This window comes from Terribacillus aidingensis (assembly GCF_040703035.1).
Taxonomy (GTDB): domain Bacteria; phylum Bacillota; class Bacilli; order Bacillales; family Amphibacillaceae; genus Terribacillus.
Genome location: NZ_CP159996.1, coordinates 1054480 through 1074538, shown reverse-complemented (window position 1 = coordinate 1074538; position 20059 = coordinate 1054480). Strand labels below are relative to the sequence as shown.

Genomic DNA, 20059 nt, shown 5'->3' with positions numbered 1-20059 from the left:
CTTTTACCTCTTATCTGCAATAAATGAGTCATGTACCCGTTTCCAGAATGGGAACGGACGGAAACGCGCAAACCGAACGCGCTGCTTCGCAACGGAGCAAGTGATGGACTCGATATCCGAATGATTCTCTGTCATATGATCAATGGCGATCAGGAAACTCTTATCCAACGTCGGTCTTAGTGTGCATGGATGATGGCTCGGCAAAATGAGCGGAGAACCAATCGTCCGAAATACACGATTATTAATGGAAGCTAGTTCTGTCACTTGTATGGATGCCAAAGAAGGGTGAATGATAGCTCCATTCAGCGCCTTGTTATAGGCTGTACTTCCAGAAGGCGTTGAGATGACAAGGCCATCTCCTCGGAATGTCTCGAAATGCTCTCCTTTTATCGATACATCAAGCACAACCGAGCCATCTGGGGTTTTGACAGAGCATTCATTCAATGCCAAATGCTCGTCCACTCTGCCATCTTTATGGGTAATGGATATATCGAGCAAGGGATACTCTACGATATGGTACGGTTTATTGGCGATCTGCAGCAGCAGTTTCTCCAGCTCTTCAGGAACCCAGTCTGCGTAGAATCCTAGATGTCCTGTATGGATACCGATAAAAGCCGTACTGTCCAATCGATGGACATATGTATGGAAATTTTCCAGGAAAGTCCCGTCTCCCCCAACGGATATCGCGAGAGCCGGCTCCTTATCATCGTACTCGAAATTGAAATGCGCAAGATGTTCGACAATTGTCTCTTTGATCGCATTCGACTTCTCATCTCCCCGTGATAAAACCGTATATTTCATCCCAGCTCACACCCCTATTTATGCTTTTTGATTTGCTGCTGATCGTGATAAATCCGCTGCGCTTCCTGCACTTCATCCCGGATTTTGGACATCTCTTCGTCCAGTCGGAATGCAGCTTCTGCCGCTGTTTTCAACCTTGTTTTCAAATCAGCCGGTATTTGGCCGTCATATTTATAATTGAGCGAATGCTCATTTGTAGCCCAGAAATTCATGGCAAGTGTCCTGATCTGGATTTCGGCCAGCACTTTCTTTTCGCCGTGTATTGTCTCCACCGGATATTCGATGATCATATGATACGACCGGTAGCCGCTTTCCTTTGTTTCAACAATATAGTCAATTTCATTTACGATAGTAAAGTCATTTCGTGCTTTTAGCATGCCCACAACCGTATAGATATCATCGACAAACTGCGTCACGATTCTCAGACCGGCAATATCCTGGATTTCTTGATGTAATAGGTCTACCGTGACCTGCTTAGTAGCCGCCTTTTGAAGGATACTGCGTACTGGCTTTACCCGACCAGTGATGAATTCAATCGGAGAATGGCGCGATTCATTTTCGAATTGTGATCGCATTCCCTTCAGCTTAACTTTCAGTTCTTCTACTACCTGTACATATGGTGCTAAAAATACTTCCCAGTTCATGCTCTTCATAGCCCCTTTTCTTCCCAGCAGCGTCTAGTTGTTCCAGATGCATTATATCTGCTTTCAGTGTATCATAAAAGCAGCTTGGCATTACAATGGAATACAGCATATGTGCGCACAGGGGGTATCAGGATGCCGCAAGAAATCGAAATCGAGTTCAAGAACCTGCTTACAGAAGCAGAATTCAACAAACTATACGAAGCGTTTGATATGGGAAACGCGCCTGAAATACATCAGGTGAATCACTATTTTGAAACAAAGGATTTTCAGCTGAAGCAGCATGGTGCCGCACTGCGAATCAGAGAAAAGAACGGAAAATATCAATCCACATTGAAACAGCCGCAAGGAGAAGGTCTCCTGGAAACACATGACTATCTGACAGAGCAGGAAGCAAGTTTCTGGCTGCAAGGTCATATTACGCTTGGCCCTGAAATCAGTAAGCAGCTTCAGGAATTAGGTATTTCTGCTGCTGAATTGACTTATGGCGGATCTTTGGAAACTATCCGTCGGGAGCAGTCATATAATGATACAATCATCGTTCTTGATAAAAGTAAATACGGCGATATTATAGATTATGAATTGGAATTGGAAGCACATAGCTTTGCACATGGAGAGCATGTTTTCCGTACCGTCCTTAACGAAAATGGCATAGTGAAACGCAAGACTCCGAACAAAATACAGCGATTCTATGACAGCCTCCGAAACAGATAAGTTGCCCAACTTGGCAGGTGGCTGATAAAATAAATTTACAGTCAACCCCCACGCCGGGCAGATGTTATGTTGATTGCTCTTTGCATAAGAAAGGAAGAATCAATGAATCAAGCTGAAACATTGTACGATGGTATTGGCGGACAAGCCATATTAGAGCAGCTGGTAGATGCATTCTACCGACGCGTGGCAGAGCATCCTGATTTAAAGCCGATTTTCCCGGATGATCTGACGGAGACCCGCCGCAAACAAAAGCAGTTCCTGACACAATTCTTCGGCGGTCCGCCGCTCTATACAGAAGAGCACGGCCACCCGAAGCTAAGATACCGGCACCTCCCTTTCGAGATCACACCTACACGCAAGGATGCATGGCTTTCCTGCATGGCAGCTGCCCTAGTGGAAACTGACATAGAGGAACCTTATAAAAGCATAATATATGAACGACTTGCGTTAACCGCACATCATATGATGAATACACCAGATGAAGAGAAAGGAGAATCGATATGAGCTGGGAATCTTCTAATTCAATACAGCAAAGGCCTGAGGATGACTGTGGCGGATTTTGCGGACTGTTTCCTTCCTCTAAGAAACCCGTGGAGATTTACGTTTTTATCGATCCGCTTTGCGAGGATTGCTGGTCACTCGAGCCTTTTCTCAAGAAACTCACAATGGAATATGGTCAATATTTCACTTTACGCCCGATACTGACAGGAGATTATCAGCCGCTCGTTCGTGAACGAAATGAATGCAGCTACCCGAAAACGGTTCTGCAGCCAGATAACATCTTGTTAAACAATGCCGTGTCCTTCCCATGGCGCACGTCACTCGCAATAAAGGCAGCGGAACTGCAAGGGAGAAAAGCAGGTACCCGTTTCCTCCGAACTATTCAGGAGGCACTGTTCCTGAACAAGCAAGATATCACTGCAGATGAAATTCTAATTGAATGTGCCAAAATCGCTAAACTGGATTTAGAGGAATTTCGTGAGGATATGTATTCTGCATCCGCAAAAAAAGCATTCCAATGCGATGTGAAGCTTTCGAAGGAACTGGAAATTGACGAATCCCCTTCCATTGTCTTCTTTAATGAATCCGAGGAAGACTCCGGTATTAAAATTTCCGGCTTATATAGCTACGATGTGTATGTCAATGTCTTGCACCAGATGCTGCAGATAGATCCGCAGCCGGCAGCCAAACCGCCTGTGGAAGAATTCCTTTCCAGCTATAAATTTGTTGGAAGCAGGGAAATTTCATTGATTTATGATTGGACGAATGCGCAGACAGAAAAAGAAATGAAAAAGCTACAGCTGAAACAGATGGTAGAGCGCATCCCAATCAAACACGATACTTTTTGGAAATATAATATTACTTCGAAAGCTGAATAACTTATTGCTGCACTTATCCCTGACAGCCGCACTTTATGTGCGGCTGTTTTTCATTTCCTTGAACCGGGGATTGAAGAAAGATGTACAGAGGAGGGGGAAAAACCCATGAAGCAGCATTACCTCTATTCAAATGGTTTGCAGCTAACATATCTTGATAAGGTATATAGTCACAGTCGACACTCTCGCTACGCTGTCTTACAATATTGAACAAGTACAGAGGGAAACTACTTCTTATACTACACAGAGAGCGCTTATGGAGCAAAAGACGGCTGCTGGCTATGTTTCAATCCACAGGGTATTAAAGCGTCGCAGGATTATGTAAATGCGATGATACAGAAACCTATCGAAAAGTCACATGTTCAACATTACTTATGCGCGGCCCTACTCCCCTATCTTATCGAAAGAAGTTATGGACAGAAGCAGAAACCGAGCAATTTGATACATGCGCTCATAGCATCCATTTTGAGGATTTGGACAGCTTCAAAAAGTGGGAAGCATAACAAAAAGGCCTGCCTTTCGGCAGACCTTTTTGCATGTATAACTTCTACTGAGGGGATGGGAGAACAATAATCCAAACAAAGGGGACTTGTTTGTGATGTTTCTCACAAATATAATGTACCATATCACATTGATAGATGGCAACTATTATGTGCACAATTTCACAAAAAAGTCACAAGCTCACTTAGTCTAGTCTTTTCCATGCCTGCATAAAGTGATGATAGTCGGAGGTGGTACGATGAAAGGAATCGGAATCCTGTTGATCGCCTGGGTCATCTTTGCTTTATGTTTCAATATTCTCGGTATGCTGCATTTCGTTTCCTTGGCAATTACGTTGCCTTTGTTATTTTTATCCTTACTAGCTGCATGTTTTTTCTTTACAAGAAGAAGAACATTCAAAGGCATGAAAAAACCGACGCGTTAGCATCGGTTTTCTTTTTACTTCTGCAATAGTTTTTCCATTTCGTCAAGCTTCGCCTCGAATACATCAAGTGCAGAAAGAATAGTTTGTATATCCGTCATATCTACTCCAGCAGACTTCAGTACCTCAATTGGATAATCGCTGCTTCCAGCCTTCAAGAAACCTACATATTTTTCGACAGCAGGCTCTCCCTCTTCAAGGATCTTAGCTGATAGTGCAGTAGCAGCTGCGTAGCCTGTAGCGTATTGATACACATAGTAATTGTAATAGAAATGAGGAATACGTGCCCATTCCAATCCAATTTCTTCATCGATAGTCAAACCATCACCAAAGTATTTCTTATTCAAATCATAATACATGGATGTCAGATTCTCGGCTGTAAGCACTTCGCCGTCCTGCTGATGCTTGTGAATCATATGCTCAAATTCAGCAAACATTGTTTGACGGAAAACAGTGCCGCGGAAGCCCTCGAGGAAGTGATTCAGCAAATACAGCTTCTCCTGCTCATCATCCACATTATTAATCATATATTCATTCAGCAAAGCTTCATTGCATGTAGATGCAACCTCAGCAACAAAGATGGAATAGTTACCATATCGGTATGGCTGATTTTTGCGTGTATAATAGCTATGGACCGAATGACCGAATTCATGAGCCAAAGTGAACAGATTGTTGACGTTATCCTGCCAGTTCATCAGGATATAAGGGTTTGTTCCATATGCACCAGATGAGTAGGCACCACTGCGTTTACCTTTATTCTCTTCCACATCAACCCAGCGGTTTTCGAAGCCTTCCTTCAGGATAGACTGATATTCCTCACCTAATGGCTCAAGTCCTTTAAGGACATAATCCTTCGCTTCGTCATATGTCACCTTCATGTCGACATCTTTCACTAGCGGCGTATAGAGATCATACATATGCAAATCGTCTATGCCCAACACCTTCTTGCGGAGTTCCACATAACGGTGAAGCAGTGGTAAACGCTCATTGACTGCATCTACGAGGTTATCATAAACCTGTTCTGGAATTTTATTATTATCCAGTGCAGACTGACGCGCTGACTCATAATTCCTTACTTTTGCGTAGAAGTTATTCTTCTTCACTGTACCTGAAAGAGTAGAGGCAAAAGTATTGCGGAATTGACCGAAAGTATCATACATGGACTTGAATGCATCCCGGCGTACACGCTGATCTTTCGACTCCAGGAATGTGACATAACGACCGTGTGTCACATCCACTTCTTCCCCTTCTTCATTCTTGATGCTCGGGAAAGTCAAATCGGCGTTGTTAAGCATACCGAATGTAGCAGAGCCATTATCGGTAACTTCGGAAGCCTGTGCAAGTAATGTCTCTTCCTTTTCAGACAGCACATGCGCACGCTGACGGCTTATTTCGTTCAAGGTATGCTCGTACACTTTAAGATCATCGTTCTCTTTCAGGAACGATTGGATGCGGCTCTCGTCAATTGCAAGTAATTCCGGAACAATATAGCTCATCTTGCTTGAGATCTGCGTAATCAATAGCTCCGCCTTTGATTGCAATGCCTGATAATGCCCGTTCGTCGTATCCTGATCATAACGCATATGCGCGTATGTATAAAGCTTGCCGATACGCTCAGACAGATCATCCTGCAGCTTGAACATCTTGTACAAAGTATCTGCGGACTCTTCCAGCTTGCCTTGGAATGCAGAGATCTTATCTCCATCCTCAGACAATGCTTTGCGCTCTTCCTCCCACAGTTCATCTGTCGCGAATATATTCTCTAGGTTCCAAGTTTTTTCTACTGGAACCTCGTTTCTTTTTGGTAAAGATTTAGCTGATTTTGACACGAACATCCTCCTCCAATGCTGCTTACCTTTTTCTGTTCCAATTAACTATTTCGTATTTTGGCAGGGAAAATCCTTCAACTATAAGCATTTTCTCTCTTATATTATATATAAAAGCAAGAGAATCATGCGAAGAATTTACCTCAAAATAGAGATAATGCCTTTTTCTTTACGAAAGTATCAGCATTAATTTGCCCAAACCATCCGAGCTGGCATAGACGCTGCATATACGATTCCGCCGGATGCGTACTGATAGGCACGGCAAAAGGTCTTGTGGCGGCTTCCCATTTTCTGCATACGTATTTTAGCCGATTAAGAGATACGCTCCCCATTACAGGTAAAACGTTCAATTGCTCAAGCCAGAGATCAGTCTGCCAAATATATGGCGGTACAGACATTTGATATTGCGCTTCAACAGGCTGTAAGATGGATAACGGGAAATCATGCAGGAGAAACCCGGCGTCATACAAGCGCATCACCCAGCGTTTAATAGAAGCAGGAGCATATGTGAGCGGCCTCGCTACCGCTCTTGCTTGGATACTTTGCCACACCTTATGTGTTTCTTCAACATTTTGAGGGAGAACTTGAAATAAATGAGGAAAGAGTAAATTGGGAAGAGGGCGGAAAAAGAACTGACCAACAGTCTGTTTTTTTCCAGTGAGGAGAATGTGTTGGACGTTACAAAATGTTTTACTGTCCGAGCAATAATATAACATCTGCAATTGCATGTTCTGCTTATATTGCGTCAAGAAGCGCTGTTCCCTTTTTGGTAAGTCGAGCATATAAGTAGATGTACGTTTTAACCTGTTGCCGCCCAAGATCCATATAGGAACTATCCCGTTCCGCTCGTATGCTTCATTGCGCCGCAGCAGCTCTTCATCCGATATGGCTGCACATTGATATTCTATTGCCAGCTCTTTTCCTCCAGCGGTACGAAGCAGCAAGTCTGGACGTCTAGCGGAATCTTTAAGACATTGCTCCAATTTAACAGTATAGCCTTGCTTAGTAAGCCAACGGAACAGCTGCAACTTACCTCGCATATGGTATAAACTTTCCCCGGTTCTATTCAGCTCGCAATCGTGGATTTGCTCATGGGCAAAATGAGGAATCAATTTCTTGCCAGCCCTTATGATGACTGACTTTCTGCAGGCAGGACAGAGAAAACGCTGCTTTTTGAAATCATGGATTTGCTCTTTACGATGTGCAGCAAGCAGGATTAATCTTCCATCCTCCAACTGCGCCTGCAACATAGCTATCACCTCCTTGAGGCTAGTATATATCAGGAAACATTCAGCGCTGGAAAACTAATCAAAAAAGCAATTTTAAGCACAAAAAAATAGACATTCTGTAATGAATGTCTATTTACGAGGGAAGTATTGCTTCACGTTAGTAAGTGCGTCTTCAGCGAATATCACCTTGCCATATTCTTCCAATCGATAAATCGTTGTTTGGGAATCATAGCCGAATTCAAGTATCTGACTTAGAACATCTTCCTGCTCATCATCTCCAAGTACCGTATCATCGAATTCCACATAAAGCATGTATCTGTCTTTGTAATGGAATAATCTGTTCTCTATGCCATATGTCTCTTCGAAGTAGTGGCTGAGCTGAATGACGTCCTCAAAGTCTCTGAATTGAATGACGAAGGACAACTCCTCCTCATCCTCTTCTTCTCCATCTTGCTGATGTGAGCCGAATTTCTCTTCCAGAACAGATTCGACTTTTTCCTCTACAGAGGATTGGATTGTTTTATCATCCACATTCAGCTCTAAGCTTTCTCCATCTTTTGATAGCTGAGCCTTTGTTACGACAATTTCCAATCCTTTATCCATGGCCTGCACTTGAATCCAAAGCGGACCATCAACGCTGAAGTCTTCTTTATAATTGACTTCATCCATCATCTGCCAGAACAATTGCTCACTTCTTTCACGGTTATACCAAATATCTTCTTTATCGAAGCCGCGATCTTCAATATCTATATAAGATATATAAAATTTGATTGTATTCTCATTTATTCTTTCTATTTCCATGGTTTTCTCTCCCTCCAGTAAAGTGGCAGGTGAAAAACGCCCTCTTGCCTTTACACTTCCCGTATTCCCTTACCCTCAATCTAACTTTTTCTGTGTGTATTTCTATTTTATGATAAATCCTTCCGTATGGAAAACAGAAAGGCTTAAGAATGCCGAAAAAAGGCGAATGACCTTAGAAGGATTCTGTCCATTGTAGCGCATTTCAGATAATTTGTCATCCAAGGGCAGCTGGAAAGAAAAAAGACGCAGATCCCAATGGATCTACGTCCTTTGTTTGTATAAGGTCAGTTGACCATACGCTGTGCTTCACGCAACTGGAAAGTACGCACAGTTCTTGGCAAGAAGCGGCGAATTTCATCCTCGTTATAGCCTACCTGCAAACGTTTCTCATCAAGGATGATCGGGCGTCGCAAAAGACCTGGGTTTTCTTGAATCAAGCTATATAACTTCTTCAATGGTAATTGATCTAAGTTCATATTTAGGCTTTGGAAAACCTTCGAGCGAGTAGAGATGATTTCATCTGTACCATCTTCTGTCATACGCAGGATTTCCTTGATTTCATCAAGTGATAATGTCTCGGAGAAGATGTTCCTCTCTGTGAACGGAATATCGTGCTCTTCTAACCAAGCTTTAGCTTTGCGGCAAGATGTACAACTTGGTGAGGTATAAAGTGTTACCATTAAACTTCACTCCTCAATACAGAATATGTTTCTATTTCTTTGCCCATGGAAAGATTTTATTTAAAATAATTTTAATTTAATCTCTCTATGTACAAGTATACTACAGTGGTCAAGTTATTAAAAGACTTCCTGAAAGATACCACAGTTTTTACACAAATATACGTATGCAATGTTGTTATGGTTCCTGTTTACCCTGCCTATAGGGTTTGAAACCCATTTTAATAATTTATTTCTCATTTTCTTTCAACATATCAAAAATACTATCCTTTGATGCATCCTTTGAAAATGTCAGCACTTCATCCGATGTCTGATAGGCCTCACCATACAGCTGTTTATCCTTGTACGTATGAATCTGTTCGTACATGTCCCGCATTGCGCCAAATATCTCCTCCTCTGTTTCCCCATTAGGCGCCCAATACAGGATTTCCATTGGGTTCTCCTCAGCTGTGGCAAGGGAACGACGGTTATATCCAATCGTCTGGGCATGCTGGAACCCTTGTCTTTCATAGAAACGGAGACGTTTCTCGGAATCTGTATCATCATACTGAAGTGGCTCCACCTCCAGCAAAATTGGCTTTCCACGTTTCTTCAGTTTATCAATCAGCTTACCTCCAATGCCTTTTCCGCGCGTTTTGGCGGAGACATACACATAGTCAATAAATAGAAAATGGTCGAACTCTGCATACATCAGGACATGATCCGCACTCTCATCCTTGAAATATACATCTGCTTTTTCTTTCAGCAGCAATTCCATATGCTCCTTCGATTTCATTTCTTCTATCGGAAAATATTTGCTTAATTTCTCATACCAATTCATAAGGCAACTCCTTCAGCGACGTGATAACATAATTATACCCGCGAACACTCTCCATAAACAAAACAGCCTCCCAAAAGAGAGGCTGTTCCGGATCATGGTGTGAAATCGACACCTTCTGTATAGTTATTTGCTGCATTCCAAATGAGAAATTCGTCGATTCCATTCTCATTTAGCGCACGAATTTGATCTTCTACTTCTTGCTTGCCATATTGTTTCGAGGATACCCATGGCGCTTCAAAGTCCTGAATCCACGGTCTTGATACTGGTTTATTCTCAAGCTTACCTAATACATCATTCTCTACTTTGGCATATTCAGCCGTTAATTCATACGGATGGTCATTCGGAACATCCAATCCAAAATAAGACGTCCAGTGGCTCGGATATATCATCGACGAAATGACATCGACATTGGACGATATTTTGGAGAAGTTCTGACCGATTCCTGGTGCTTCATCCAAAGTCGCAGCGTAGCCGAATATATCAACTGATGTCTGCACATCATAGTTGGATAATTCCTCTTTTGCATATGCTACAAAATCAGTAACGGCATTGACACGCTTCTGTACATTATCCGTTTTTTCATCGGTGTAATCACCCAGATCATACTGCAGTTCATCGTCCTTTGTTTCAAACCCTTCCGGGAAACGGACATAATCAAACTGAATTTCCTGGAAGCCCATCATAGCTGCTTCTTTTGCCAGCTCGACATTGTATTCCCATACTTCATGCTGGAATGGGCTGACAAATGCTTCCCCTCGTCCGTTTTTCCATACACTGCCGTCCGCGTTGCGGAAGGAAAGCTCTGGCTTCTTCTCGGCTAATAACGTATCTTTGAACACCACGATTCGGGCAATCGGGTAGATCTTATGCTTTTCTAATTCCTTCAGCATCTTTTGCGGATCGTCTATGTAATTTTGTGCTATATCGTAATATGGTGATTTTTCATCAGGCGTGTATGTAATGTTTCCATGATCGTCTTTGATATCGATGACCATTGAATTAAGATCTGTCTCGTCCACCATCTTCACTAAACTGTCGAATTTTGCTCCCCCTGCGCTAGGTCCAGTAACATATATACCTCTGACAGCATCGGGATATTCAAAGGATAAATCGGATGAATATGTAAACCGCTTCATCACTGGCGGTACTTCATACGTATCTACAGTCGAGGAGCGGGCAGTAAGCTGCTTTCCTTCCAATTGTTCCCCTTCATTAGCTGCAAAGACAGCTGTGGGCATTAGCGCTGTAACAGCAAGTGCAGCCGTCATCATCGACTTTTTAAATTTTCCCATTCTATCAATCTCCTATTCGGTAGTTAATATCATTATAAGGGAGTTATTTGGAAGATGAAACCGGTTTTACCAAGTCTCTTACGAAATCGCCAAGTTTATGTCGGATTATCCCCCCCTTCCTACTTATCCTAATTTTTCATATAGCAAACCTAATACAGCATAAAAAAAACCGCAGTCATAGGCTGCGGTTTTGCTTATTAATTTGTAACAGGATTTTGTTTTTCTTTTTTGTATTCCTCAAATTCTTTGGAGGTGCACAATACCCAATGTCTTGGGCTGATTTCACGGAATTCCGGCTCTTCACTTGTATCATGCTGACTTGGATCATAAACGATACGTTTACGATTGCGCTCGTAAATTGGATCTGGAAGCGGAATCGCGGAAAGAAGAGAGCGTGTATATGGATGCACCGGATTCTTATAAAGCTCCTCTGCATCAGCAAGCTCAACTAACTTACCGAAGTACATAACACCGATACGATCACTGATGTATTTAACCATGGAAAGGTCATGGGCGATGAACAGGTAAGTGAGGCCTTTTTCCTTCTGAAGCTGCTTCATCAAGTTGACCACCTGTGCCTGAATCGATACATCAAGTGCTGAAATCGGCTCATCGGCAATGATGAATTCTGGGTCCACTGCCAAGGCACGGGCGATTCCAAGACGCTGACGCTGACCGCCACTGAATTCATGCGGATAACGGTTAGCGTGTTCTTTGTTCAAACCAACTGTTTCAAGCAATTCATACACTTTTGCCTTTCGTTCTTCGGCATTCTTTGCCAAGCCATGAATATCGATACCTTCTGCAATGATATCCATAACTGTCATACGCGGGTTGAGGGAAGAATACGGATCCTGGAAAATCATCTGCATCTGACGGTTGAATTTCTTCAACTCAGACTTGTTTTTCTTTCCTTGGACGTTTTCTCCTTTGAAAAGCACTTCACCATCTGTAGAGTTGTACAGACGGATGATGGAGCGGCCAGTTGTGGATTTACCACAGCCCGATTCGCCTACAAGTCCGAATGTTTCTCCTTTATAAATATCAAACGTCAATCCATCTACCGCTTTGACGACGTTATTTCTTCCAAGTTTGAAATGCTGCTTCAGATTTTTGATCTCAAGTAATTTTTCCTGACTCATTATCGCGTCGCCTCCTCAGAATGTTCCATTGACTCGATTCGCTTCTTGACTGACTCAGGCGGCTCGACTTTCGGTGCGTCTTCATGCAATAGCCATGTTGCAGCATAATGCGTATCAGACACTTTGAACATTGGCGGCTCCTCAACAAAGTCAATTTCGAGCGCGAACTTATTACGCGCTGCAAAGGCATCCCCTTTTGGAGGTGCAATCAAATCAGGTGGTGTACCCGGAATCGCGAACAGTTCCTCTTCATCACTCTCAAGTGTCGGCATGGAACCGAGCAGACCCCATGTGTACGGGTGCTTCGGATTATAGAACACTTCATCAACTGTACCAACCTCAACAATCTTACCTGCGTACATAACCGCTACCCGGTCTGCCACATTAGCAACAACTCCAAGGTCATGGGTAATGAAGATGATGGAAGTATCTACTTTCTTCTGAATGTCTTTCATCAGCTCCAGGATCTGTGCTTGAATGGTTACATCCAATGCAGTTGTCGGTTCATCGGCAATCAATACCCGAGGATTACATGCAAGCGCAATTGCGATTACGACACGCTGACGCATACCGCCTGAGAACTGATGCGGATATTGCTTCATCCGCGCTTCAGGATTCGGAATTTGTACTAAATTCATCAGCTCGATCGCTTTCTCACGAGCTTCTGTTTTGCCCATATTTTGATGCTTGATCAAACCTTCCATAATTTGCGTTCCGACTTTCATAGTCGGGTTTAAGGAGGTCATAGGATCCTGGAAAATCATCGAAATATCCTTCCCGCGGATCTTTTGAAGTTCTGATTCTTTCAATTTCGTAATATCTTTATTGTCGAAGGCAATGCTGCCTTCTTTTACAAAACCATGAGGCTTAGGAAGCAAACCCATAAGCGTTTTAGTTGTTACCGATTTTCCTGATCCAGACTCACCTACGATTGCGAGGGTCTCCCCTTTATGGAGGTCGAAGGTAACTCCGCGAACCGCTTGTACCTCTCCCCCATGTGTTTTGAAGGAGACTTTCAAATCTTTCACTTCAAGAATTTTTTCCATCTCGGTTCACCGCCTTTAATTAGTTACGCATCTTCGGATCAAACGCATCGCGCAGTCCGTCTGCTAGGATATTGAAGGAAATCATAATCAAAGAAATCAAGATAGCCGGCCATAGGATAACATGTGGCGTAATCAAAATAGATGTGAAGCCATCATTGATAAGTGTTCCTAGGGAAGCATCTGGAGCTGGTAAGCCTAAACCAATGAAGCTTAGGAAGGCTTCAAAGAATATAGCAGATGGTATTGTAAACATTGTATTAACAATGATTAACCCAGAAACGTTCGGTATTAAGTGTTTTCCAATTATTTTTGAATTAGAAGCACCAAGTGTACGAGCAGCCAATACATATTCCTGTCCTCTAAGCTTGAGTACTTCACCACGGACAATTCGGGCCATACTGGTCCATCCTGTTATCGAAAGTGCGATAATAATTGCCCATAATCCAGGATCTAGTATTAGAATCATAAGAATTACGACAACCAAGTTTGGTAAACCAACTATAACTTCCAAGAATCGCATTAAATAGTTGTCTACTCTGCCGCCGAAGTAACCAGCAATACCGCCATATGCAACACCAATGACCAAGTCAATTGCAGCGGCTACAAAAGCAATCAACAGGGAAATACGAGTACCCTGCCAAGCACGTACCCAAAGATCGCGGCCAAGTCGGTCAGTACCGAAGTAATAATATTCATCAGCCATGTCTTTTGCTCCATATTTGTCGTAAGTTACCTTAACTTCGGCAGAGTTAGGAGAACCGTTTCCTTCATTTACAACCTCAACATCCATATAATCAGTAGCATTATCATAAGCTACATTTGCTTTTTGTGTTGCAGCTTGTACATTATTACCAACAAAGTTCTTTGTTTCTTTACCATCAAAGATACCCATCTTTTCCAATCCAGGTACGCGCGGTTTCATAAGGGAAGCATTTAGATTCTGCTCTGTATAACTGTGATCAGATACCATTGGTACGATGATACTCATTGCCAGGATAAACACAAGCAAAATAATGGATATCATCACAAACACATTTTTTCTGATACTTCTAAAAGCATCTTGTAAAAGTGTCGTACTAGGTCTTGCTATTTTATCCCCTTGCTCCTCGGGACGGTTTGCCAGCTGAAATAAGTTTTTATCAATATTCTTTTTAGGATTTTCCATGATGTTATTTACCTCCAGCCAGTCTGATTCGAGGATCAATCAATCCGTAAAGGATATCGATAATCAACAGCATTACAATGAAGAATACAGCAAAAAGCAGTGTAGTTCCCATGATAATAGGGAAATCATTTGTTGTAACCGAGCTAACGAACTGCTGACCTATTCCAGGTACAGCGAATACTTTCTCAATAACCAAAGTTCCTGTAAGCAAACCAACTGCTAATGGTCCCAATACGGTAATCAAAGGAATTAGCGCATTACGGATTCCATGCTTGAAGATGATGGCAGAGCCTTTCAATCCTTTCGCTCTTGCAGTTGTGATATACTCCTCGCCAAGCACTTCAATCATCTCTGTCCTGACAAATCTGGCGCAGGTGGCCATTGGGAATATCGCCAGCGCTATGGTAGGAAGTATCGTATAGCTGAAGCCTTCCCAGGTTGCTACCGGGAACCAGCCCAACTGTACAGCAAGTACATATTGAAGCAATGCTGCAAATACGAAGGAAGGGATAGATGTACCCAAAACGGCTACGATAGTTGATGTATAATCCATGAAACCATTATGGTAGATGGCTGCTACTAATCCAAGAAGGACTCCAAGGATCGTACCAATCAATAGCGCCTGGGCACCTAATTGCATAGAAGGTCCTATTCTATCCATCAATATTTCCGTCACACCACGGTTGTCATATTGGAAAGAAACTCCCAAATCGCCTGTTACTAGTCCACCCATATATTTCACATACTGTACTGGCAGTGGATCATTTAAGCCATATGTTTCCAAGATGATTTCTCTTTGTTCAGGTGATAATTTATTTTCATTCGTTATTGGTGTTCCTGGCAGGAAATGCATCAGGAAGAACGAAATGGTAGCAATTAGGAATAAAGTGATCAGCATATAGCCTATACGTTGTGCGATATATTTCCCCATAGCTCTTCTCCTCCTCAAATTTTGAAAATTTGTTATTATCCGACAAAATGCGCATTAACGGTAAAAGAGAGTATAAGCCAATCAAGTTGGATATACTCTCTCTTGCCTTTTATACCTTATTCAGTTAAAAGACTATGAAATTATTATTGTTCAGCAGCCGCATTATCTGCGTATGCCCACTTGTACTCGTAGTCAGGACCAGAAGCGTTTTTGAATACGCCTTGAACCTTCGGACTTTGTAGAGCAGAACGGGAACGCTGATAAAGAGGTGCTATTGCTGCATCTTCCATCAGTACTTTCTCTGCCTCAAGGAAATCATTCCAACGAGCTTCTGGATCGCCAGCATGTTCGCCGTTAGCAGATTCAATCAAAGCATCATACTCTTCACTGGAGTAGCTCATACCATTATTTGCACCATCTGTAACAAATAGGTTCATGAATGTGTTTGCATCCACATAGTCAGGACCCCAGCCAGCTACTTGAAGATCGTAATCTTGCGCATTATCAAGCTCTAGACGCTGCTTGAACGGTACTTGTTTGTTTTCAACTGTAAGGCCAGGAAGGTTTTTCTCCAGCTGGTCTTTGAAGTATGCTGATGTTTGCGCTGCTGTGTCGCCGTCATCACCTAGCATCTCAATAGTGATTTCATCTGTGCCAAGCTCTTCTTTTGCTTTTTCCCAAGCGGCTTGTGCAGCTTCTAGGTCATAAGAAAGAAGGGAACCGTTAGTTTCACGGAAGTCTTTGTTATCTGGACCAGAAACGAAATCTGCCGGCATTAAACCGTCAATTACAGTAGATCCGTTGTTAAGGATTACGTTAACATAGTCTTCTTTATTGATTGCTTGAGCAACTGCTTTACGTACGTTTTCGTTAGCGAATGGTGTATCCTCTTCACCACCGCGTTTTTGGTTCATTTTCAAGTAGAATACAGTTGGTTCAGGTTCTGTGATGAAGTTAGCATCGTTGATATACTGATCAACAAAGTCAGCACTTAATCCTGCTCTGTCAAGTTCACCAGTTTCATAAAGGTTTACACCAGTTGATGTATCTTTAACTACAGTTAGGTTCAACTCTTCAAGCTGAACTGTTTCAGCATCCCAATATGTTTCGTTTTTCACGAATTTCATGCTTTGAGAGTGGTTCCACTCTGTCATTTCGAAAGGTCCGTTGGAAAGGATGTTTTCTGGTTCTAGACCGAACTTATCTCCTTGCTCTTCAACGAATTTCTGGTTAAGCGGGAAGAATGTAGCAAAAGTAGTCATGGACTGGAAGTAAGGAACTTCTTTTTCAAGTTCTACAACCAATGTCTTGTCGCCTTCAGCTTTTACTCCTAATTCTTCAAGATCCATCTCTCCGGATGAAATTTGTGTTGCGTTCTTTACAACGCCGCCCATCATATATGGACCGTACTCAGAAGCTGTAGCTGGATCAACTGCGCGCTGCCAAGCAAATACGAAGTCTTGAGCAGTTACTGGATCACCATTGCTCCATTCAGCGTTTTCTTTGATTTTGAATGTATAAGTAAGACCGTCTTCACTGATTTCGGGCTCCCCATCAGCCATACCCGGAACAGGTTTTCCGTTTTCATCTAAACGGTAAAGGCCTTCCATAACCTCGGATACCCATTGGATCCCAAGAGCATCTTCAACTTTGGATGGATCCATGGAAGGAATCTCATCAGTGATAGGCAAGTTAAAAATCTGATCGCCGTTTGCAGAGCCTGAAGCGCTGTCTCCGCCGCTTTCTCCTCCGCTGCCGCCGGAACCGCTAGAACCGCCGGAACATGCTGCAAGGAAAGAACTTAGAACTAAAACAAGTGCAAGTAATAACCAGTTCGTCTTTCTCATGTGAAAACATGACCTCCCCAAAAATTCTAAATTTTATCACTTTTCTACGAACAACTTGTTCGCAATTAGAATTATACAAGTTTTCTCACAATTTGTGCACCCCTAATTTTAGAGCAATTTTACAAAAGTGCGAAAACATTGCATTTTCATAACAAAAAATAGGACTAATTAACTAGTTTGATTTCATGGAATTTGCACAAATTTTATGCTTTTTACACAATTGAATCATTTCAACTAGTACTAAATGCTTTGAGGTGCGGAAGGGAATCTATTTACAAATTATCATTTACCTATGTATGATATACTTGCTTTTAAAACTATATTGTAAGGCGGGTATTATTTTGGGGAAATTGCATTGGATTCTACTGGTCATCAATTTGCTTATAACTCTTACTGTCTTTCTGACAGGAGAAGCAAAAGATCTTTTTCATCTTATAAATGCAGTATTTTATGTGGCTTTCTTCTATTTTGTAGTCACGTTGATCTTAGTCGTCATTAAAGGACGGGTGCTGGACGGGATTGTTTACAGCTTCCGTAAGTTCGGTAAATTCAAAAGTCGCGGTCTCTATGATTTTGAAGAGAACGGAGCTCCATCTGAATGGGTGAATCGGAATTTCCTTTCCTATATACGTTTCCAAGCGCTGGTACTGATCGGCATCCTGCTTATCCTTCTTGCGATCTACTATCTATTCTGACAGACCGGCTTGCAAACCGGTCGCAACATGCATATAATGAATAACTAACAGGAATATAACAGCGACGAAGAAAATATAGTACGGTACTCCTCTGGTTAAAGAGAGCTTGTGGCTGGTGAGAACAAGCACCATGGGTAGCGGAAATTGGGTTTTTGGAGCTGCGGGATTGTGTCCCGCCGTTTAAGCAGGCGTTAACTGCATCAAGTGATCCTTCATACAGGAGGATAATTAGGGTGGCACCGCGGTCTATTCGTCCCTGCAGCAAATGCAGACAGCGAATGGATTTTTTTGTGTCTTTTTTTAGGAGGATGATTTTAAGATGAAGACTATTTTTTCAGGTATTCAGCCGAGCGGCAGTTTGACACTCGGTAACTACATCGGCGCTCTTAGCCAGTTTCCTGCACTGCAGGAAGAGAACCAATGCTACTTCTGTATTGTAGATGAGCATGCGATCACTGTACCGCAGGACAGATTGAAGCTCAAACAACAGATCCGTTCACTCGCAGCACTCTACTTGGCTGCTGGAATCGACCCGGAGAGATCCGTTCTCTTCATCCAATCGGAAGTACCGGCGCACACGCAGCTAGGATGGATGATCCAATCCATCAGCTATATTGGTGAATTGGAACGCATGACACAGTACAAGGACAAATCAGATGGAAAAGATGGCGTTTCAGCTGCTTTATTGACATATCCGCCACTAATGGCTGCCGATATTCTTCTATACAATACGGATATCGTTCCTGTGGGCGATGATCAGAAGCAGCATTTGGAGCTGACTCGCAATGTAGCCGAGCGCTTCAACAACCGCTTCAATAATATCTTCACAGTGCCAGATATCCAGATCACGAAAGTCGGTGCTCGGATCATGTCCTTACAGGAGCCGACGAAGAAGATGAGTAAATCAGATGCGAATCTGAAGGCTTCTATTTTCATCCTGGATGAACCGAAGCAAATCGAGAAGAAAATCAAAAGTGCGGTAACCGATTCCGAGGGTGTCGTACGCTATGATAAAGAAAACAAACCTGGTGTCAGCAATCTGCTTACAATCTATTCGGTTGCTACCAACAAGACGATTGAGGAAAGCGAGCAGGAATTTGCAGGCAGCGGTTATGGTGAATTCAAACAAGCTGTTGCGGATGCTGTCATTAACATGCTGTCTCCTATCCAGCAGCGTTATTATGAATGGATGGAAAGCGATGCATTGGATGAGGTGCTTGATAAGGGCGCAGAACGCGCACAAGCAGTTGCAAACAAAACATTGCGCAAAGCGAAAAAAGCGATGGGATTAGGTCGCGGTAAATAAAAATAACCGGCAGATAACTGCCGGTTATTTTTTATGAGGTTTTTGCCTGATCATTTTGTTCGAGCTCCCATAGCTTTTCATAGAAAGGCTGGCCTTTTACCATTTTTTCACATAGTTCCTCTTGCTTCTTGCTCCAGCCGACGGAAACTCCGTCATACAGCTTCTGCCATGCTTCCTGAAATTCTAATGAACGATGCACATGGTACTCTTCAGGTTTCCACTCTGTCAGCCAGTATCTGACCTGCTCCAAATTCTCACTCGTCTCAAGCTGATCCAGCGTCATCATTAGAAGCTGCTTCAGCTGTCTCTCTTTCCTTGTCAGTCCAACCATCAAGTCGGGCTTCAGGGATAAGATATGATATTCTTTCTTTTCCTCTTCTGCTTGCCAGCTGAAGGTTTCGGGATGGGCATCTTCAATCATTTGATAGACGAGCCGCTCCTGGCGCGGAATAAGCCTGCTTTTTCTGACCGGCGTGATATAGCCCATCGTATCGATTGCAAGGATTGCTTTTCCGTTCGTTATAATGCAAGCATAATCGATGGCGATCCGCTCTTGGTTCTTACGCAGGAAAGCTTTTCTGTGAATCATATCCAGCATTTGCTTTGGAAGCTCCCTTAAGTCATTCTCGATGTATGCGAACAGCGCATCTTCTATGTAGAGTAGCGGTACCTGATCGAGCAGTTCGATGCCGTCTTCCTTTCGCCATTCATGAAATGAGCATACGTTATAGCCATTTTCTTCTCCTTCAAACCAGTTCACCCAAATATCATGCATAAATAACATAGATAACCCTCACTTTGCTTTTCGATTCTGCTAATCCACTCCGG

At 42.7% G+C, this 20059-nt stretch carries 20 protein-coding genes and 1 other annotated feature; of the genes, 6 read left to right on the top strand and 14 right to left on the bottom strand.

The window, feature by feature from the left end:
* Window positions 1-3 precede the first annotated feature (3 nt).
* A complete protein-coding gene (locus tag ABXS78_RS05785; protein WP_038559402.1) occupies window positions 4-801 on the bottom strand; it encodes an NAD kinase in 798 nt (265 codons plus the stop codon).
* 14 nt (window positions 802-815) lie between these two features.
* Complete coding sequence (locus ABXS78_RS05780; RefSeq protein WP_366249879.1) at window positions 816-1445, bottom strand: GTP pyrophosphokinase family protein; 630 nt, start codon at window positions 1443-1445, stop codon at window positions 816-818.
* A gap of 132 nt (window positions 1446-1577) precedes the next feature.
* Between ABXS78_RS05780 and ABXS78_RS05775 the strand changes: the two genes are divergently transcribed.
* From ABXS78_RS05775 to ABXS78_RS05760, 4 genes are all read left to right on the top strand, one after another.
* Window positions 1578-2156, top strand: coding sequence for a CYTH domain-containing protein (locus ABXS78_RS05775; RefSeq protein WP_366249297.1), 579 nt, complete (start codon window positions 1578-1580; stop codon window positions 2154-2156).
* Between the two features lie 102 nt (window positions 2157-2258).
* The gene (locus ABXS78_RS05770; RefSeq protein ID WP_366249296.1) at window positions 2259-2660 is read left to right on the top strand and encodes a globin; all 402 of its coding nucleotides are present in this window, start codon (window positions 2259-2261) and stop codon (window positions 2658-2660) included.
* The gene (locus ABXS78_RS05765) at window positions 2657-3535 is read left to right on the top strand and encodes a ClpXP adapter SpxH family protein (RefSeq protein ID WP_095223811.1); all 879 of its coding nucleotides are present in this window, start codon (window positions 2657-2659) and stop codon (window positions 3533-3535) included. The genes ABXS78_RS05770 and ABXS78_RS05765 overlap by 4 nt, the downstream gene beginning before the upstream one ends.
* A gap of 736 nt (window positions 3536-4271) precedes the next feature.
* Complete coding sequence (locus tag ABXS78_RS05760; protein WP_095223809.1) at window positions 4272-4457, top strand: hypothetical protein; 186 nt, start codon at window positions 4272-4274, stop codon at window positions 4455-4457.
* A 14-nt stretch (window positions 4458-4471) separates the two neighbouring features.
* Here the strand turns inward: ABXS78_RS05760 and pepF are convergent, their stop codons facing one another.
* From pepF to ABXS78_RS05705, 11 genes are all read right to left on the bottom strand, one after another.
* Window positions 4472-6289, bottom strand: a complete 1818-nt coding sequence (gene pepF / locus ABXS78_RS05755) for an oligoendopeptidase F (protein WP_366249295.1) — start codon at window positions 6287-6289, stop codon at window positions 4472-4474.
* 134 nt (window positions 6290-6423) lie between these two features.
* A complete protein-coding gene (locus ABXS78_RS05750) occupies window positions 6424-7530 on the bottom strand; it encodes a competence protein CoiA family protein (RefSeq protein WP_366249294.1) in 1107 nt (368 codons plus the stop codon).
* Window positions 7531-7638: 108 nt separating this feature from the next.
* A complete protein-coding gene (gene mecA / locus ABXS78_RS05745) occupies window positions 7639-8310 on the bottom strand; it encodes an adaptor protein MecA (RefSeq protein ID WP_366249293.1) in 672 nt (223 codons plus the stop codon).
* 284 nt (window positions 8311-8594) lie between these two features.
* Window positions 8595-8990 carry a transcriptional regulator SpxA gene (gene spxA, locus ABXS78_RS05740; protein WP_038559379.1) on the bottom strand — a complete coding sequence of 132 codons (396 nt, stop codon included), beginning with the start codon at window positions 8988-8990 and terminating at the stop codon, window positions 8595-8597.
* A 226-nt stretch (window positions 8991-9216) separates the two neighbouring features.
* Window positions 9217-9807 (bottom strand): GNAT family N-acetyltransferase, encoded by a 591-nt coding sequence (locus ABXS78_RS05735; RefSeq protein WP_366249292.1) that lies wholly within the window; start codon window positions 9805-9807, stop codon window positions 9217-9219.
* A 92-nt stretch (window positions 9808-9899) separates the two neighbouring features.
* Window positions 9900-11099, bottom strand: a complete 1200-nt coding sequence (locus ABXS78_RS05730) for a putative glycoside hydrolase (RefSeq protein ID WP_366249291.1) — start codon at window positions 11097-11099, stop codon at window positions 9900-9902.
* Window positions 11100-11296: 197 nt separating this feature from the next.
* Window positions 11297-12241, bottom strand: a complete 945-nt coding sequence (locus tag ABXS78_RS05725) for an ATP-binding cassette domain-containing protein (RefSeq protein WP_095223804.1) — start codon at window positions 12239-12241, stop codon at window positions 11297-11299.
* Entirely contained in the window at window positions 12241-13287 is a 1047-nt protein-coding gene (locus ABXS78_RS05720) for an ABC transporter ATP-binding protein (RefSeq protein ID WP_095223803.1), read from the bottom strand. Before ABXS78_RS05720 ends, ABXS78_RS05725 begins: the two co-directional genes overlap by 1 nt.
* Before the next feature lie 19 nt (window positions 13288-13306).
* Window positions 13307-14452, bottom strand: coding sequence for an oligopeptide ABC transporter permease (opp3C, locus tag ABXS78_RS05715; protein ID WP_095223802.1), 1146 nt, complete (start codon window positions 14450-14452; stop codon window positions 13307-13309).
* Between the two features lie 4 nt (window positions 14453-14456).
* Window positions 14457-15383, bottom strand: coding sequence for an oligopeptide ABC transporter permease (opp3b, locus tag ABXS78_RS05710; protein ID WP_095223801.1), 927 nt, complete (start codon window positions 15381-15383; stop codon window positions 14457-14459).
* Between the two features lie 143 nt (window positions 15384-15526).
* Window positions 15527-17230, bottom strand: a complete 1704-nt coding sequence (locus ABXS78_RS05705; RefSeq protein WP_366249290.1) for a peptide ABC transporter substrate-binding protein — start codon at window positions 17228-17230, stop codon at window positions 15527-15529.
* A gap of 341 nt (window positions 17231-17571) precedes the next feature.
* Between ABXS78_RS05705 and ABXS78_RS05700 the strand changes: the two genes are divergently transcribed.
* Together ABXS78_RS05700 and trpS are read left to right on the top strand one after the other, a co-directional pair.
* Window positions 17572-17925, top strand: a complete 354-nt coding sequence (locus tag ABXS78_RS05700; RefSeq protein ID WP_366249289.1) for a DUF3899 domain-containing protein — start codon at window positions 17572-17574, stop codon at window positions 17923-17925.
* Between the two features lie 55 nt (window positions 17926-17980).
* Window positions 17981-18186: a binding site (T-box leader), on the top strand.
* A gap of 58 nt (window positions 18187-18244) precedes the next feature.
* A complete protein-coding gene (trpS, locus tag ABXS78_RS05695; protein WP_366249288.1) occupies window positions 18245-19231 on the top strand; it encodes a tryptophan--tRNA ligase in 987 nt (328 codons plus the stop codon).
* Window positions 19232-19262: 31 nt separating this feature from the next.
* Here trpS and ABXS78_RS05690 read toward each other — a convergent pair whose 3' ends face one another.
* Window positions 19263-20015 (bottom strand): DUF3603 family protein, encoded by a 753-nt coding sequence (locus tag ABXS78_RS05690; RefSeq protein WP_366249287.1) that lies wholly within the window; start codon window positions 20013-20015, stop codon window positions 19263-19265.
* Window positions 20016-20059: the final 44 nt, after the last annotated feature.

What these genes read in the sequence shown, in the direction of transcription:
- ABXS78_RS05705 (WP_366249290.1), bottom strand. Translation starts at nt 17,230, where the DNA reads ATGAGAAAGACGAACTGGTTATTACTTGCACTTGTTTTAGTTCTAAGT.
- opp3b (WP_095223801.1), bottom strand. Translation starts at nt 15,383, where the DNA reads ATGGGGAAATATATCGCACAACGTATAGGCTATATGCTGATCACTTTA.
- mecA (WP_366249293.1), bottom strand. Translation starts at nt 8,310, where the DNA reads ATGGAAATAGAAAGAATAAATGAGAATACAATCAAATTTTATATATCT.
- ABXS78_RS05770 (WP_366249296.1), top strand. Translation starts at nt 2,259, where the DNA reads ATGAATCAAGCTGAAACATTGTACGATGGTATTGGCGGACAAGCCATA.
- pepF (WP_366249295.1), bottom strand. Translation starts at nt 6,289, where the DNA reads ATGTTCGTGTCAAAATCAGCTAAATCTTTACCAAAAAGAAACGAGGTT.
- ABXS78_RS05735 (WP_366249292.1), bottom strand. Translation starts at nt 9,807, where the DNA reads ATGAATTGGTATGAGAAATTAAGCAAATATTTTCCGATAGAAGAAATG.
- ABXS78_RS05720 (WP_095223803.1), bottom strand. Translation starts at nt 13,287, where the DNA reads ATGGAAAAAATTCTTGAAGTGAAAGATTTGAAAGTCTCCTTCAAAACA.
- spxA (WP_038559379.1), bottom strand. Translation starts at nt 8,990, where the DNA reads ATGGTAACACTTTATACCTCACCAAGTTGTACATCTTGCCGCAAAGCT.
- ABXS78_RS05690 (WP_366249287.1), bottom strand. Translation starts at nt 20,015, where the DNA reads ATGTTATTTATGCATGATATTTGGGTGAACTGGTTTGAAGGAGAAGAA.
- ABXS78_RS05760 (WP_095223809.1), top strand. Translation starts at nt 4,272, where the DNA reads ATGAAAGGAATCGGAATCCTGTTGATCGCCTGGGTCATCTTTGCTTTA.
- ABXS78_RS05780 (WP_366249879.1), bottom strand. Translation starts at nt 1,445, where the DNA reads ATGAACTGGGAAGTATTTTTAGCACCATATGTACAGGTAGTAGAAGAA.
- ABXS78_RS05785 (WP_038559402.1), bottom strand. Translation starts at nt 801, where the DNA reads ATGAAATATACGGTTTTATCACGGGGAGATGAGAAGTCGAATGCGATC.
- trpS (WP_366249288.1), top strand. Translation starts at nt 18,245, where the DNA reads ATGAAGACTATTTTTTCAGGTATTCAGCCGAGCGGCAGTTTGACACTC.
- ABXS78_RS05775 (WP_366249297.1), top strand. Translation starts at nt 1,578, where the DNA reads ATGCCGCAAGAAATCGAAATCGAGTTCAAGAACCTGCTTACAGAAGCA.
- ABXS78_RS05730 (WP_366249291.1), bottom strand. Translation starts at nt 11,099, where the DNA reads ATGGGAAAATTTAAAAAGTCGATGATGACGGCTGCACTTGCTGTTACA.
- ABXS78_RS05725 (WP_095223804.1), bottom strand. Translation starts at nt 12,241, where the DNA reads ATGAGTCAGGAAAAATTACTTGAGATCAAAAATCTGAAGCAGCATTTC.
- ABXS78_RS05750 (WP_366249294.1), bottom strand. Translation starts at nt 7,530, where the DNA reads ATGTTGCAGGCGCAGTTGGAGGATGGAAGATTAATCCTGCTTGCTGCA.
- ABXS78_RS05765 (WP_095223811.1), top strand. Translation starts at nt 2,657, where the DNA reads ATGAGCTGGGAATCTTCTAATTCAATACAGCAAAGGCCTGAGGATGAC.
- opp3C (WP_095223802.1), bottom strand. Translation starts at nt 14,452, where the DNA reads ATGGAAAATCCTAAAAAGAATATTGATAAAAACTTATTTCAGCTGGCA.